Consider the following 15,259-nt stretch of genomic DNA (forward strand, 5'->3'; position numbering starts at 1 on the left):
TATAACTCGAAAAAAATCATCAAACTTTGCCATAACAGCCAAAACAAAAGAAAATACTAAAAAAGAGGGATTGCAGTACATCGCAATCCCTCTTTCCTATTATTTATATACTTTCCACCTTTGCCGGTTCCACGCTACTAGGGTCTAATGAATCCACATTTGTTAATTCTAATAATTGCGCTTCCTCTAAACCTTCAATTTGAGTTAATTCACCAAGCACATTCGCTTTTAATGTTTTATCCAAAGTCAAGACCATGATTGCTTCTCCGCCAACTTCAGTTCTACCTACCTGCATCGTACCAATATTGATTTGGTAGTCGCCTAGTAGGGAACCAACCTTTCCAATCATACCTGGCACGTCACGATGCTTAATATACAAGAGGAATTTTTCCGGCTTAACATCAATGCGATATTCGTTAATTTTTAAAATTCGAGCACCATAACCGTTTAAGACAGTTGCTCCAATTTTAGCCGTTTCAATCCCATTGGAGACAGATAGCTCCATAAAATTCGCAAACCCTTTATTGGTAGCATTCTTCTGAACATTATATGAAACACCCTGCTCCTTTAAAAGATGAAGAGCATTAATAAGATTAACAGAATCACTTAAATGATAAGATAGAACACCTTTTAACAGAGTACGAGTTAATAATTCTGTATCTTCATCAATTAAATCGCCATAATAATTGATTTCGATTTTAGTAGGAGCTTGCTTTTTCAACAGCTGGATTACTAGCTGCCCCATTTGATCGCCAAGTAATAAATACGGCTGAAGCTTCGCTTGGGTTTCGCCTGACATTTGCGGCATATTGACTGCATTTTTAATAGATTGAGTTTCAAAAATCTCGATAATTTCGGCACTTACCTCTTCTGCGACCTTTTCCTGTGCTTCCACTGTTGATGCACCAAGATGCGGCGTTACAATGATATTAGGATTCTGCAGCAATTCAGGATCGGCCACTGGTTCTTTTTCAAATACATCAAGTGCTGCACCAGCTACATGTCCTGCCACAATCGCACGTACTAATGCTTTTTCGTCAATGATCCCACCGCGGGCACAGTTGACAAAGCGTACGCCTTTTTTCGTTTTTGCTAAATAATCATCATTGATGATTCCTCTTGTGTCATTGGTCAATGGTGTATGGATAGTAATAAAATCGGATTCCGCGGCAATTAAATCAAGGCTCGCTTTAGTGATGCCCAATTTTTTTGCCCGGTCTTCGGTTAAGTACGGGTCAAAGCCTAAAATGTTCATGCCGAAGGCTTTAGCGCGTTTTGCCACTTCTGTCCCGATTTTACCCATGCCGATAACGCCAAGCGTTTTTTTGTACAACTCGACCCCTTTAAAGGAGTTGCGGTCCCATTCACCACCCGCCGTTTTTTGGTGGGCTTGGGGAATTTTTCGCGCTAATGATAACATCATTGCCAATGTATGCTCAGTAGCAGCCATTGTATTGGCACCAGGAGCGTTTATGACGATGATTCCTTTCCGTGTTGCCGCATTTACATCAATATTATCGACACCTACGCCTGCTCTGGCAATCACGCGAAGCTTACCTGCTGCTTGAAGAAGTTCCTCAGTTACCTTAGTTTGACTTCTCACAATCAAAGCGTCGTAATCGCCAATAATGTTTTTTAACTCCTCAGTTGGAAGAGTCGGCTGCCTCTCTACCACAAAATGAGGGTGCTCAATTAAACTCTTTAAACCCGTATTGCTGATACCGTCAGTTACAAGTACTTTATACATCAAAACCATCCTTTCCCTATTTAAAAATAAAAAAGTCCCTCATAACACAGACATAGTAGTTGTGTTATGAGGGACGTGAAGTAACGTGGTGCCACCCTCTTTTGCTGCAAAAAATAGCTGCAGCCTCGAAAAAAAGTAACGGTTTTAACCGGGCTAGCCTACTCAGACTTTCAGCAGCCAGTTCAGAAGGGCTGGGCGTTTTAAGCATAGGCACCGGTTCGCAGCAACCACCGGCTCTCTGAAGCCATTTCTTAATGCCGTCTTCATCATTACATGTTATATTTAGAATTAAGAGAAATTTCAAAATATAAATCGAATATAGGGATTATTCTACAACCATACCTTCAGAATTGTAAAGGGATAAAGTAGAAAAAAATTTACTTTTATAAAATGAAATTTTTACTTAAAAATTAGAATCCAATAATGGCGCAGTGGTAAGCGTTTACACCATAAAATAGTGAAAACAAATCTATTGTAAAAAAATAAAGAGAGTCATATAATGTCTACAATACAAATACATTTGTGCGTGACAAAAGGACATAAACTGGAGGGGAAATCATGAAAGCCATATCGATTGGATTATTAGGTCTGGGCACCGTTGGTTCAGGTGTTGTGAAAATCATTAAAAACCATCAGGATAAATTAATGCACCAAGTAGGTTGTCCTGTTGTCATCAAAAAAATCCTCGTTCAGGACTTACATAAAACGAGACCAGTAGAAATAGAAACCAGTCTTTTAACTTCGACTGCCGATGATATCCTATTTGATAAAGAAATTGATGTTGTCATCGAGGTAATGGGCGGTGTACAAGAAACGAAGGATTATCTCATTACAGCACTCCGCCAAGGAAAACATGTAGTGACAGCCAATAAAGATTTAATGGCCCTACACGGTTCTGAGCTGCTTACTGTTGCGTCTGAACATGGCTGTGACCTGTTTTACGAAGCAAGTGTTGCCGGTGGTATTCCTATTTTAAGAGGCTTAGTTGATGGTCTTGCCTCAGATCGCATTACTCAAATGATGGGAATTGTAAATGGAACGACCAATTATATTTTAACGAAAATGAGCAATGAAGGAAGATCCTATGACGAGGTTCTTAAAGAAGCACAGGTGCTTGGTTTTGCGGAAGCAGATCCTACCTCTGATGTAGAAGGATTAGATGCAGCACGAAAAATGACAATCCTTGCTACACTAGGTTTTTCGATGCATATTGATTTAGAAGATGTAAAAGTAAGCGGAATATCAAATATCACGGAAGAAGATCTACGTTATGGAAAACAACTAGGGTATACAATGAAGTTGATTGGATATGCCCATCGTGAAGGAGAAAAAGTTGAGGTAAGTGTAGCACCAACCTTCTTATCCGACAACCATCCGCTAGCCTCAGTGCAAAATGAATATAATGCTGTTTACGTCTACGGGGAAGCAGTCGGTGAAACGATGTTTTATGGGCCAGGTGCAGGAAGTTTGCCTACGGCAACGGCTGTTGTTTCAGACCTAGTTGGCGTCATGAAAAACTTGAGGCTGGGTGTAAACGGAAAAAGCGCTGTGACACCTCAATATCCAAAGCTCTTAAAAGACGATGGAGAAAAGTATTCTAAATATTTCTTGCGCATTCATGTAAAAGACGAGGTCGGCGTCTTTGCCGATATTACCTCTGTTTTTGCTAAACATGGGGTTAGCTTTGAAAAAATACTTCAGCTGCCAATCAAGAAAAATGAAACATCAGAAATTGTGTTAGTCACACACCGTGCTTCATTAACAAATTATGATAAAATCTTACAAGAATTATATGATATCCAAGCAGTCAAGGAAGTAAAAAGTGCATATCGGGTGGTGCGTAAATCGTTATGAGATGGCCAGGTTTATTAGAAGCATATAAAGAATTTTTACCAATTAACAATGAAACTCCTAAATTGACCTTACATGAAGGAAATACACCTTTAATCCAACTTGAACGCCTTTCAAAGGAATGGGATGTCGAGCTTTATGTGAAATTTGAAGGAGCGAATCCGACTGGGTCCTTTAAGGACCGCGGGATGGTCATGGCTGTTGCTAAAGCGGTGGAAGAAGGCAGCAAGACGATTATTTGTGCCTCAACCGGTAATACTTCTGCAGCAGCGGCTGCTTATGCGGCCCGCGCAGGCTTAAAATGCATCATCGTTATTCCTGAGGGGAAAATTGCAATGGGCAAGCTTGCTCAAGCCATGATGTACGGTGCCGAAATTATCTCGATTGAAGGAAATTTCGACCAAGCACTGCAAATGGTTCGTAATATCAGTAAAGAAGAACCAATTACTCTGGTCAATTCAGTCAATCCTTTCAGACTTGAAGGACAAAAAACAGCGGCCTTTGAGGTTTGCGATCAGCTCGGATTTGCACCAGAAATTTTAGCGATTCCAGTTGGCAATGCCGGAAATATTAGTGCTTATTGGAAAGGCTTTAAGGAATTTGCAGATAAGAAGGGTACTGGATTGCCGAGAATGTTTGGATTTGAAGCAGCAGGAGCCGCTGCTCTTGTCCATAATCGCGTCTTTGAAAATCCGGAAACCATTGCAACAGCGATTCGAATTGGAAACCCGGCAAGCTGGGATTTAGCTGTTTCTGCCGTTCAGGAATCAGATGGACTATTTGATGAAGTTAGTGATGAAGAAATTTTAGCGGCCTATAAAAAATTAGCCTCTTCAGAAGGTGTTTTTGTTGAGCCAGCTTCGGCTGCTTCCCTCGCCGGAGTGTATAAAAGCATCCAAAAAGGAAAAATCGCAAAAGGGACAAAAATTGTTGCTGTCGTGACAGGTAATGGCTTAAAGGATCCTGATACTGCTATTAATACCAGCCTCATTCACCCGGTACAGCTGCCAAATGATGAAAAAGCTGTTACAGACCATATTCGAGGGGTTGTTTTGAATGCCTCTAAATAATCGCTTTATTATTAAGGTTCCGGCAAGTACAGCCAACCTAGGGCCAGGCTTTGATTCCATTGGCCTTGCGCTGGATTTATACCTTACGTTAGAGGTTGAGGAAAGCAGCAGTTGGGAATTTTCTTCTACTACTGAAGAACTGAAAGAGCTACCAAATGATGACCAGCATTTTATCGCTCAAGTGGCCATAAAAACGGCTGAGAAATATGGAAAGTTTTTACCGCCATGTAAGGTGAAAATCGAAAGCGAAATCCCTTTAGCACGTGGATTGGGCTCAAGTGCATCAGCCATCGTTGCTGGAATCGAGCTTGCTGATAGTATTGGGAACTTAGGATTAACAAAACAAGAAAAGACTTTCTTAGCTACAGAATGGGAGGGGCATCCTGATAATGCTGGGGCTTCTGTTCTTGGGGGACTGGTTATCGGAAGTTATCAACAAAAAGAGGTGGATATACTGTCCTTCACAAACCTTTCTTTTGAAGTGGTTGTGGCCATCCCAGAAGAAATCTTATTGACGAAGGATTCACGTGATGTCCTCCCAGAAGCTTTTTCACGGCAGGAGGCAATCCAAGCATCATCAAATGGTAATCTTTTGGTCGCAGCGCTCTTAAGCCAAAACTGGGAAATCGTGGGTAAAATGATGGAGAAGGATCTCTTTCACCAGCCATACCGCAAACCGCTCATCTCTTTTTATGAAGAGGTTGAGCAGGCAGCAAAATCTAATGGGGCTTTTGGAGTGGCATTAAGCGGCGCTGGTCCGTCAGTCATTTGCTTTGCGGAAAAAGGGCAGGGAAAACTGCTAGCTCAAATGCTGCAAAGCGATTTTCCAGAAATGAATGTGAGGCTTCTCAATATTGATAATGAAGGAAGCTGTGTTAAAGAGGTTGAAAAGTTTGTAAAATAAATCTACTAAAAGTAAAGGGCAGCCCTATAGCTGCCCTTTTTCTATCTTATCAAGATATTGCTCAAAATCCTCTTTTCTTAATGGTTTACTAAATAAATAGCCCTGCATTTGAACACAATTTTTTGAGAGTAAAAACTCTTTTTGGAACTCTTTTTCAACGCCCTCTGCAATAACATTTAAATGAAGACTCCGTGCAAGGTTGATAATTGCCTCAGGAATTTCTGAATTTCCCCAATCCTCTTTTATGTCCTGGATGAAGGACTTATCAATTTTTAAAGTATTGATAGGTAAATTCCTTAAGTAATTTAAAGAAGAATAACCTGTTCCAAAATCATCAATTGAAATAGAAATTCCAGCATTTTGCAAAGATTGAAGTGATGAAACGATATCGGATGAATTATTGAGGAGAATACTTTCAGTAATCTCAATTTCAAAATTTTTTGGAGCTAAACCAGTTTCATTTAATATTTCCTTAACTTGATTAACCATGGTGCATGGCTCTTGAAATTGTCGTGCCGAAAAATTCACCGAAATAGATAAAGGGGTGGAGCGATTCTTGTTCCATTGGCTCACTTGCCCGCAGGCCATTTTCATCACTATTTCCCATAAAGGCTGAATTAAGCCTGTTTCTTCAGCAATCGGGATAATTAGTTCTGGCGACACGAATCCTAATTCTTCATCAGTCCATCTGAGTAAAGCCTCAGCGCCAAAAATAGTACCTGTTACAGCATTGAATTTTGGTTGATAGTATACTTCAATTTTTTCATTTTCAATCGCTTTTCTTAAGCGTGATTCAAGACGTGGTCTGCCTATATTCGATTTCATTAATTGCTCAGAATATACCGTTAAACGGTTGCCCCCCATTTTCTTTGCATTATACATAGCCATGTCGGCATAGATAACGAGGGTGTCAAAGTTTTCTGTATGTTCCGGATATAAACTGATTCCACAGCTTGCGCCAAGATAAATCTCGTTCCCATCTAAAGAAAACGGTTTCCTTAAACTCACCACAACTCTTTCGGCTGCTACTTTTGTTTCTTGGAAATCATAATTTACTAATAAAATAATGAATTCATCGCCGCCCTGACGGGTAATGATGTTCTTTTCTTCATCAGGCAGGCATTTCTTTATTCTATCCGCAACGGTTTTGAGCAGTTCATCCCCTTTGTTATGGCCAAAAGAATCATTCACCTGTTTGAAGCGGTCCAAATCGATAAATAAAACCGATAAAGTTTCACCGCTTTCTTTGGAATCAATGATTTGTTTTATTTTTTCTTGAAAATATCTCCGGTTAAGCAAACCGGTTAACGGGTCATGATAGGCCTGGTATTCAATAAGTTCCTTACTTTGTTTTAAGTCATCTACATAGCTGCGCAAATGGTTGGATAAGGCATTCACATTTTCCGTAAGCAGACCTAATTCATCTTTTCGGTTTAAGTGTAGGTGCTTTCCAAAATTGCCTTGGGCAATCTCATTTACTTGTTCGACAATATAACCAATTGGCTGGGTAATGGACCGTGAAAATACGAAACTGACGATTAATACGATAATCATGATAGCGATGGATAGAAGAATATGTACCATTAGCTCGTGAGCAAGTTCTTGTTGAATAAGTCCATAATTATAGACGAGCTCGATTACAATAGGGTCCCCGTTAAATACAGGTACAAAAGTTTTCATGATGTTTTTGCCATTAATATGTCCCCGGTAAGACTGGACTTCTTTTGACTTTATAGCCTTTTTGATAAATTCAGCATCTGTTTTAACATTAGGGTAGTTATAATTTCCGTACCAATAGGGTTCGGCAGAAATTCGAGTATAGCTTTGTCCATTAGAATGGACAATCTCTTTCTTTTTTCCAAAGTGCTTTGGATTAAGGACAATTAACTCTAATATCCCACGTTCTTTCGTAAAATCTTTAATAATTTTCTGTGGACCAAATCGTTCCTCATATTCTAATACTTCGCTGTCGCGAAAAAAGGGGTTAATAATATAATTCGTTGAACCATCATAATAGTAGCCCCATTTATCTATATGTTCTGGATTGGAATCAGCAACCTCAATCGGCCCTGACCAATAATCCGGTAAGGTGATTCCTTTTCCAACTTTAACGGGAACTAACGAGAAGAGCTGTTGGAAGGCATCATACCAATAGCCCCAATCATGTGTGGACATATTGATTTCTTCAGAATCTGAAGATCTAACTCCGATAATGTCATCGTCAGCTTTAGCTAGCAATGTTATATGTGAAACGCCTACTTCTTTTGCTAAGGTTACTAGCTGTTCATTTGTAATATCTTGATATCTAGCAGGCAGCTTCTTTCTTATAGCTAAAGAAGCGATTCTTAAGTCTCTGCCAAGAATATTTTCTACATATAGAGAGCCTTCCTTTGTATTTTTGACCTGGAAGGAAACTTCTTTAGTAATGGTCGTTATTTCACGCTCATTATAATCTAGAAGCTGATATTTTGAACGGTAATAATGTAAAGCATTATTAGTTACTAGAATTAAAAAAACTAATAAACAAAAAATGAGCGGAAGCTTTTTCTTGATGGACAATGACACAACACTCCCATAAGCTATTTGCTCAATTAGACTGAGCAAATAGCTATTTTGTTATCCTGCCAAGTAAGCTTAGCCCTTTACGCCGTGCAGCCATTCTTGGTAGCATTCATCACAAAGAGTTTCATCTCTTTCCGAGTCTGCTGAAAAAAAAGAAACAAAATGAAGCTGTTTTTCCTCAATTTCCTCAGTACAATAGAAACACTTTTCTGTCATGGATATCCTCTCCTTAAAAAAATAATGATAGCTTAGTTTTTTCAAGGGATAAGGGTTTTATTACATTAAAAGTCGTGTTCTAATATTGGCTTTTTTTGCCGCAGTTAGCACAATGAAGTTGGGGGACTCTCAATATAAAGGGAGTGATGGCATAGTTCATCACTCCTTTGTCTTTTTTATTAAACATATTGAACGATTTTTTCAGACTCTAAGCATTCTTCTAAAATCCAATGCCATTTCCCGTGTCCTGAATCGGTATTAATGTGCCCAGCATTTGGGAAAGTGACAGCAGGAAGGGTTAAGTTTAAATATTGTTTTGCATCCTCCATGCTGCAGTATGGGTCATTGGTTGAATGGACAAATAATGTATCTTCTGATAATCTCGACAAATTCGTTTTATTTAAAGGGACTGGATAGAAAGATGTTGCTTCCGGAAGAATGAATGCTGGTGAAGGCGGTGCGACAAGAATAACACGATCTGCAATCCTCTTGTTATGAAGTGCTGCATAGTGGAGCCAAAGGACACAACCCAGGCTATGTGTAATAACTGTCAGGTTATCGTTCTCAGGGATTGTTTTTAAAGCAGAAGATAATTCTTCCAGCCAGATTTCTAAATTTGGTGAATCGAAGTTTGAAAAGATTGGGTAGCAAACGTGAAAATTTCTTTGCTTTAAATCGTGTGCTAACCAAGACTGCCAATGGTCAGGACCGCTTCCCCCTAATCCATGGATGATAAGAAAGCTCTTTTGATTCATTTAAAACACCCCTTTTATCAAATAAAGTTTACAATTCCGATGAATTTAATTGGTTTTATTGAATTATAACGTCTTTATTAATAAATGACAATTAGTTTTTAAAAGATATTTGCATTTGCCATGATAAACAATCAATATTAATAGATACGCTTATATAGAAAGCAGGGGTATTTTTGTCAGATTTTTTATCATTAGGTATTTCAAATTCAATAGTTGATAAATTAAATAAATTCGGAGTGGCCATTCCAACTCCGATTCAAGAAAAAGCCATACCGAAGCTAATGGGAGGTAAGGATATTATCGCTCAAGCACAAACGGGAACTGGAAAGACGTTTGCCTTTATCCTGCCCATCCTCGAAAAAATCGACCGTGGCGCCGCTCATGTTCAAGCCCTTATAGTCACTCCAACTAGGGAATTAGCCTTGCAAATTACAGACGAAGTAGAAAAATTAACATCGGACATCGAGGGAATTGATGTATTGGCCGTATATGGTGGGCAGGATGTTGAAAAGCAGTTAAAAAAATTGAAAAAAGGTATGCAGATTGTTGTTGGAACACCAGGCAGGCTGTTAGATCATATTAGAAGAGAAACGGTTGACCTATCAGAAACCTCCTTTCTTGTATTAGATGAAGCCGATCAAATGCTTCATATTGGCTTTTTGAATGAAGTAGAGGACATCATTAGTGAGACCCCGACCAGCCGTCAGACGATGCTGTTTTCCGCAACAATCCCGTCTGAGGTAAGAAAACTAGCACATAAACATATGCGTTCGCCTGAATATATTCAGGTGGAAAAAACACAAGGTCCTGCAGATAATGTTAAACAAATTGCGATTCATACCGTTGACCGGGCTAAGCAGTCAACACTTATTCAATTGATCGAAACGCACCGGCCGTTTTTAGCGGTTATTTTTTGCCGGACAAAACGAAGGGTAAGCAAACTTTATGAAGTGCTAAGGGCTCAGCGATTTTCCTGTGATGAATTACATGGTGATTTGTCTCAAGCAAAACGTGAGCAAGTCATGAAGCGTTTTAGGGATGCTGAGATTCAATTGTTAATTGCTACAGATGTGGCAGCGAGAGGACTTGATGTCGAAGGGGTAACACATGTGTTTAACTATGATATTCCCCAGGACAGCGAGAGTTATATACATCGAATCGGGAGAACTGGCAGAGCAGGAATGAAAGGGTTAGCGATAACCTTTTACTCCTCTGCAGATCGTCCGACCCTGGATATGATTGAAAAAGAACTCAATATAACCATTCAAAAACAAAACGTGGGGAATTCCGGTAAGGAAAAAGACACACAACCAGCCCGTCCTACTGGTCAAAAAGGGAACGATAATAAGACTAATCGAAAAGGGAAAATGGAACGAAAGAGTGAGGGTTCGCAGAAATCGAAAATGAAATCAAACTCTAATCGACCAGGAAAGAAAACGACGACGAAAGAACAAGATAAGAAGCAAAGCTCGATAAAAGGAAAACGAAATAGTTCTCCATCTCAAGGCAGAGCTGGAAGGAACAATACCAAGTCGGGTTCAGGAAGACAAAAGCAGAGGTAATTTTTGAAGAATAAAAGGGACTGAAATTGGATTTCAGCCCCTTTTTTTATTTTATCCCCCTATTTTAATTCCAGTGTTCGATTTAACCAGTACTTCTTCATATTTTTTCACATCAACCTTTTGGCTTGAGAAGATGGTTCCAAGGAAACCAGCCAAAAATCCAAGCGGAATCGAAACAATTCCTGGAGTCGTATAGGGGAATAGCGGCTCTCCTACAAAGATGGCTTTGCCAACTTCAGGGCTAAAAACATTCGGGCTAATCAGAACAAGACCGATAGCGGAGATGAGTCCAACAACCATTGCCCAAACAGCACCTGTTGTATTAAATCGTTTCCAATAGATTGTATAAATAATAACTGGAAGGTTGGCGCTTGCAGCTACTGCAAAGGCAAGCGAAACTAAGAAAGCAACGTTTAGAGTTTGTGCCCCTAAAGCAAGAATAATAGAAATGACCGAAACTCCGATTGCGGCCCAGCGTGCCATACTAACCTGTTGTTTTTCTGTTGCTTTTCCTTTGCGGAGAATTTCATTATAGAAATCATGGGCAAAGGCTGAGGCAGCCGTTAGAACAAGACCTGCAACAACTGCCAGGATAGTAGCAAATGCAACAGCTGAGATAAAGGCAAAGAGCATATTTCCACCAATGGCTTTTGCCAATAATGGAGCAGCCATATTTCCAGCCGGATTTGCCGCAATGATTTCACTATTGCCGACAAACTTGGCAGCACCGAAGCCAAGGAAAATCGTCATGACATAAAATAGGCCAATAATCCATGTTGCATAGACGACAGAAGAACGAGCCGTTTTCGCATCTTTTACTGTAAAGAAACGTACTAGAATATGAGGCAAGCCCGCCGTCCCTAGTACAAGCCCCATGTTAAGAGAAATTGTATCAAGCCCGATTTTGTATTTAACACCCGGGTTTAAAAAAGATTCCTTCAGCGGAGTGGCCGTTTTCATTTGCGCAAACATATCCGCTATACTCCAGTTAAACTTTGCAAAAACAATGATGGAAATGACAAAGGTACCGCCCATTAATAGAATCGCTTTTATAATTTGTACCCAGCTTGTGGCGTGCATTCCTCCGAAAATAACGTAGACCGTCATTAACACGCCAACAATTAATACAGATGTGGTATATTCTAAACCTAATAATAGTTTAATAAGTGCTCCTGCCCCAACAAGCTGAGCAATCATATAAAAAATTGAGATCGCCATCGTGTTCATGGCCGCAAAACCGCGTATCTTTTTTGTATTAAACCGAGCGGCAATCATATCGGCAAAAGTATATTTACCTAGATTCCGAAGCGGTTCGGCTACTAAATAAAGAACCACTAGATAGGCTACAAGGAAACCGATACTATAAAAAAATCCATCAAAACCCGTTAAGGCGACAGCCCCGGCAATCCCCAGAAAGGATGCAGCAGACATATAATCACCAGCGATAGCCAGCCCATTTTGCCAACCTGTCAGTCCCCCGCCGGCTGTATAGAATTCACTCGCATTTTTGGTCCGTTTAGAAGCGTAATAAGTAATGACTAACGTTACTAAAACGATAGCGAGGAACATGATAAAAGCAGGTATATTCATCAGCTATTTCCCCTTTCCTCGACAACTTTATTAGCCAACTCATCAAATTTGGAAGCCTTTTTTGAATAAAGCATGCATAATCCCCAGGTCATAATAAATTGCAGGAATGCAAACACCCAAGCCCAAGAAATGCTGCCAATAAATTTGTGGTTTAAGACGGTTGAATAGGACGTTAAAATTGGTAATGCAAAGTAAAAACAGAAGAAAAAGATTGTAATAGGAATGATAAATTTTTTCTTTTCGGAGAGTAATGCTTGAAACGAAGCTGACTGAGCAATTGAACTGTAATCGTTTTCAGAAGTATCCTTAATTTTATTGGCCTCCATACGGAGATCCCCCTCTCTTATAAACCCTTTGTTTTATTTATGAGAATAAAATAAAGACATTGCTGATTGGTCAATAGTTGAAGTTTCGGTGAGGTAATAGCCGGATGATTTAATAGAGGAATATATGAATGCAGTTTTTCGTCCTCCCTTTCTAACTGACTTTTCTGAAAATTTGAAAACTAACACAATTATCATTATAGTAATAATCTTTTTAAAAGCGCAAGGGAATATTTGAAAAATAGGAAAATTTTAGTATAAATTAGCTAGTAAAAGTAAAAAAAGAAAACCCTTGCTTCGCAAAGGTTTTCTAAGTATGGAGACTATCGGGATCGAACCGACGACCTCTTGCATGCCATGCAAGCGCTCTCCCAGCTGAGCTAAGCCCCCAGATATTCGGTACAAGTAGAATTATATCCGGATTTTGCATTTCGTGCAAGAGGAAATTTTTAAAAAAAGGGCAAAATAATTGCCCTCAGCTAATGCTCTCAATTTCAACTCTTTTAACACCCTCTAAATCGGAAACAAAAGCATAGACATCCGTTGTCTTTTCTCGGTAATCTACAGCTACTACTATATGCACTAGATGATCACCATTATCCAAATCTTTAATACGAAGCCTGCGAATAATATATTTTTTCTCTAATAAGTAAGTAATAGCTTTATCAATTTGATTTTTATCTCTAATAAACAACTGCAGACTGACTTCTCTCTCCCGCAATTGTTTAGGGCCAAACAGTTTCATTAAGAAAGGAATTAATTCTACACTAATAATTAGCAGGGCTACGCCAACAAATGCTTCTAAATAAAAGCCAGCACCAACGGCAATACCAATTCCGGCCGCACCCCATATCATCGCAGCGGTGGTTAGCCCTGAGATGCTATCATTACCTCGTCTTAAGATGACGCCAGCACCCAAGAATCCGATTCCGGAAACGATTTGTGCTGCCAAACGGAGAGGGTCCATTGTTATTTTTACGTCTGGGGAATTTGGAAACAGATATGCAGATTGAATCGAAACGATGGTCAACAAACAACTTACAACAGAAATCACCAAACTTGTCTTAAGACCTACCGGCTTTCTCTTTAATTCTCGTTCAAGGCCGATAATAAGCCCAAATACTGCAGATATTCCCAGCTTGATTAATATATCATTATCCATGGTTGACATATACATTCACGTCCAATTTAATAATCAGTTAGCAGAAGTTTTGATAAATTAATAGAAAATATTATAGGATTACATTAATATATTTGAAACTTTACTTAATTTTACACATAAAGGAGTCCATTATGGAAGAACCAAAAATAAATCCGTATGCCGTATTGGCAATAGGGGTACTATCTGTATCTGCTTCAGCTATATTTGTTAAACTCAGTACAGCACCCTCAGGGGTAATCGCATTTTATCGCTTATTTTTTTCAGTCCTTTTCATGCTCCCCATTTTTTTAACGAAGCATGTGAAAGAACTGAGACTGATAACGAAAAAGGACTGGCTTTTTGCGGCCATTGCTGGAATATTATTAGCCTTTCATTTCATCCTATGGTTCGAATCGCTTAATTACACTTCGGTTGCAAGTTCTACAGTCCTTGTCACTCTGCAACCTTTATTTGCTTTTGTTGGAACGTATTTTTTCTTTAAGGAGAAATTATCAAGTAAAGCTATCCTTAGCGGCATCATTGCTGTGGCAGGAAGTATTATTATCAGTTGGGGGGATTTCCGAATAAGTGGAACGGCACTCTTTGGAGATATCATTGCCTTAATTGCCTGTATACCCGTAACAGCCTATCTGTTATTTGGCCAAAATGTTAGAAAAAGGGTATCACTAATTACTTATACATTTATTGTTTATTTTATGAGTACGATAACGCTATTAATTTATTGCTTAGTAGTTGGGGAGTCTTTATTCCCTTATTCTTCAAGCAATTGGACTTATTTTATTTTACTTGCTCTGTTTCCTAATTTACTTGGACATACTTTGTTTAACTGGTCGATAAAATGGCTAAGCACGTCCACTATTTCTATGGCTATTTTGTTTGAACCTGTAGGTGCAACGATTCTTGCGTATTTTTTACTTAGCGAAAATGTCTTTTGGACACAAATAATAGGAGGGATTATTGTCATAGGAGGAATTTTATTATTTGTAATTGATGAAAGAAAAATGAAATTAAAAGGTGAAATAAAAAGTACCACTTAAAGACGTTATTCACCTTCTATCATTATCACTTAGATAAGTAGAAGGTGAATTTATCTTTTTGGCTCTGTTAAACGATATTGTTGTTTTTTTATACTCTGTTGATTGGATTGGAAGGCGCTCGACTCCTGCGGGAGTACGGGGCAGGGAAGATCCCACAGGCGCAAAGCGCCAAGGAGGATCCCCGTCACGCCCGCGGAAAGCGAGTTCCTGGAGCGGAAATCAACAGCCAAATTTAACAGAGCCATCTTTTTAAAAAACTTTATAAATTATATTGCAATCATTTATTTATCGTGTTATATTAAATCTCGTCCTCTTCGAGAGAGTCAAAACAACGAAAAAAGAAATTAAAAAAGTCGTTGACTTTGAGAGGTAAGGTATGATAAATTAATGAAGTCGCTTTTGAGCGATTGATTTAAAAAAGTAAAATGAGTACTTGTGGATTACAAGGAAAATAAAACATTGCTCTTTGAAAACTAAACA

General features: G+C 39.0%; 12 protein-coding genes, 1 tRNA gene and 1 other annotated feature. Of the genes, 5 read left to right on the top strand and 8 right to left on the bottom strand.

The window, feature by feature from the left end; translation table 11 throughout:
• Positions 1–103: 103 nt before the first annotated feature.
• The gene (serA, locus tag ABES02_RS12330; RefSeq protein WP_430134873.1) at positions 104–1,747 is read right to left on the bottom strand and encodes a phosphoglycerate dehydrogenase; all 1,644 of its coding nucleotides are present in this window, start codon (positions 1,745–1,747) and stop codon (positions 104–106) included.
• 66 nt (positions 1,748–1,813) lie between these two features.
• Positions 1,814–2,026, bottom strand: a binding site (T-box leader).
• Positions 2,027–2,305: 279 nt separating this feature from the next.
• Between serA and ABES02_RS12335 the strand changes: the two genes are divergently transcribed.
• From ABES02_RS12335 to thrB, 3 genes are read left to right on the top strand one after another with little or no spacing between them, the layout of a single operon-like run.
• Positions 2,306–3,601 carry a homoserine dehydrogenase gene (locus tag ABES02_RS12335; RefSeq protein ID WP_430134876.1) on the top strand — a complete coding sequence of 432 codons (1,296 nt, stop codon included), beginning with the start codon at positions 2,306–2,308 and terminating at the stop codon, positions 3,599–3,601.
• Positions 3,598–4,668: a threonine synthase gene (gene thrC, locus ABES02_RS12340; RefSeq protein ID WP_430134879.1), complete on the top strand. Its 1,071-nt coding sequence runs from the start codon at positions 3,598–3,600 to the stop codon at positions 4,666–4,668. The genes ABES02_RS12335 and thrC overlap by 4 nt, the downstream gene beginning before the upstream one ends.
• The gene (gene thrB / locus ABES02_RS12345) at positions 4,655–5,572 is read left to right on the top strand and encodes a homoserine kinase (RefSeq protein ID WP_430134882.1); all 918 of its coding nucleotides are present in this window, start codon (positions 4,655–4,657) and stop codon (positions 5,570–5,572) included. The genes thrC and thrB overlap by 14 nt, the downstream gene beginning before the upstream one ends.
• A 24-nt stretch (positions 5,573–5,596) precedes the next feature.
• On the opposite strand, the gene ABES02_RS12350 is transcribed toward thrB, so the two are convergent.
• The 3 genes from ABES02_RS12350 to ABES02_RS12360 form a co-directional block, all read right to left on the bottom strand.
• On the bottom strand, positions 5,597–8,131 hold the full coding sequence (locus tag ABES02_RS12350) for an EAL domain-containing protein (RefSeq protein WP_430134885.1): 2,535 nt from the start codon (positions 8,129–8,131) through the stop codon (positions 5,597–5,599).
• Positions 8,132–8,206: 75 nt separating this feature from the next.
• Positions 8,207–8,350 carry a hypothetical protein gene (locus ABES02_RS12355; protein ID WP_430134888.1) on the bottom strand — a complete coding sequence of 48 codons (144 nt, stop codon included), beginning with the start codon at positions 8,348–8,350 and terminating at the stop codon, positions 8,207–8,209.
• Positions 8,351–8,529: 179 nt separating this feature from the next.
• Positions 8,530–9,105, bottom strand: a complete 576-nt coding sequence (locus ABES02_RS12360) for an RBBP9/YdeN family alpha/beta hydrolase (RefSeq protein WP_430134890.1) — start codon at positions 9,103–9,105, stop codon at positions 8,530–8,532.
• A gap of 173 nt (positions 9,106–9,278) precedes the next feature.
• Between ABES02_RS12360 and ABES02_RS12365 the strand changes: the two genes are divergently transcribed.
• Positions 9,279–10,667 (top strand): DEAD/DEAH box helicase, encoded by a 1,389-nt coding sequence (locus tag ABES02_RS12365; protein ID WP_430134892.1) that lies wholly within the window; start codon positions 9,279–9,281, stop codon positions 10,665–10,667.
• A 51-nt stretch (positions 10,668–10,718) separates the two neighbouring features.
• Here ABES02_RS12365 and ABES02_RS12370 read toward each other — a convergent pair whose 3' ends face one another.
• From ABES02_RS12370 to ABES02_RS12385, 4 genes are all read right to left on the bottom strand, one after another.
• Positions 10,719–12,257, bottom strand: a complete 1,539-nt coding sequence (locus ABES02_RS12370; RefSeq protein WP_430134895.1) for a solute symporter family protein — start codon at positions 12,255–12,257, stop codon at positions 10,719–10,721.
• The gene (locus ABES02_RS12375) at positions 12,257–12,583 is read right to left on the bottom strand and encodes a DUF485 domain-containing protein (RefSeq protein WP_430134897.1); all 327 of its coding nucleotides are present in this window, start codon (positions 12,581–12,583) and stop codon (positions 12,257–12,259) included. The genes ABES02_RS12370 and ABES02_RS12375 overlap by 1 nt, the downstream gene beginning before the upstream one ends.
• Before the next feature lie 314 nt (positions 12,584–12,897).
• A tRNA-Ala gene (locus ABES02_RS12380) sits at positions 12,898–12,970 on the bottom strand.
• An 85-nt stretch (positions 12,971–13,055) separates the two neighbouring features.
• A complete protein-coding gene (locus tag ABES02_RS12385) occupies positions 13,056–13,742 on the bottom strand; it encodes an MgtC/SapB family protein (RefSeq protein ID WP_430134942.1) in 687 nt (228 codons plus the stop codon).
• A 131-nt stretch (positions 13,743–13,873) separates the two neighbouring features.
• Between ABES02_RS12385 and ABES02_RS12390 the strand changes: the two genes are divergently transcribed.
• Positions 13,874–14,779, top strand: a complete 906-nt coding sequence (locus ABES02_RS12390) for a DMT family transporter (protein ID WP_430134900.1) — start codon at positions 13,874–13,876, stop codon at positions 14,777–14,779.
• Positions 14,780–15,259 lie beyond the last annotated feature (480 nt).

The organism is Neobacillus pocheonensis (assembly GCF_050477905.1).
Taxonomy (GTDB): domain Bacteria; phylum Bacillota; class Bacilli; order Bacillales; family Cytobacillaceae; genus Neobacillus; species Neobacillus pocheonensis_A.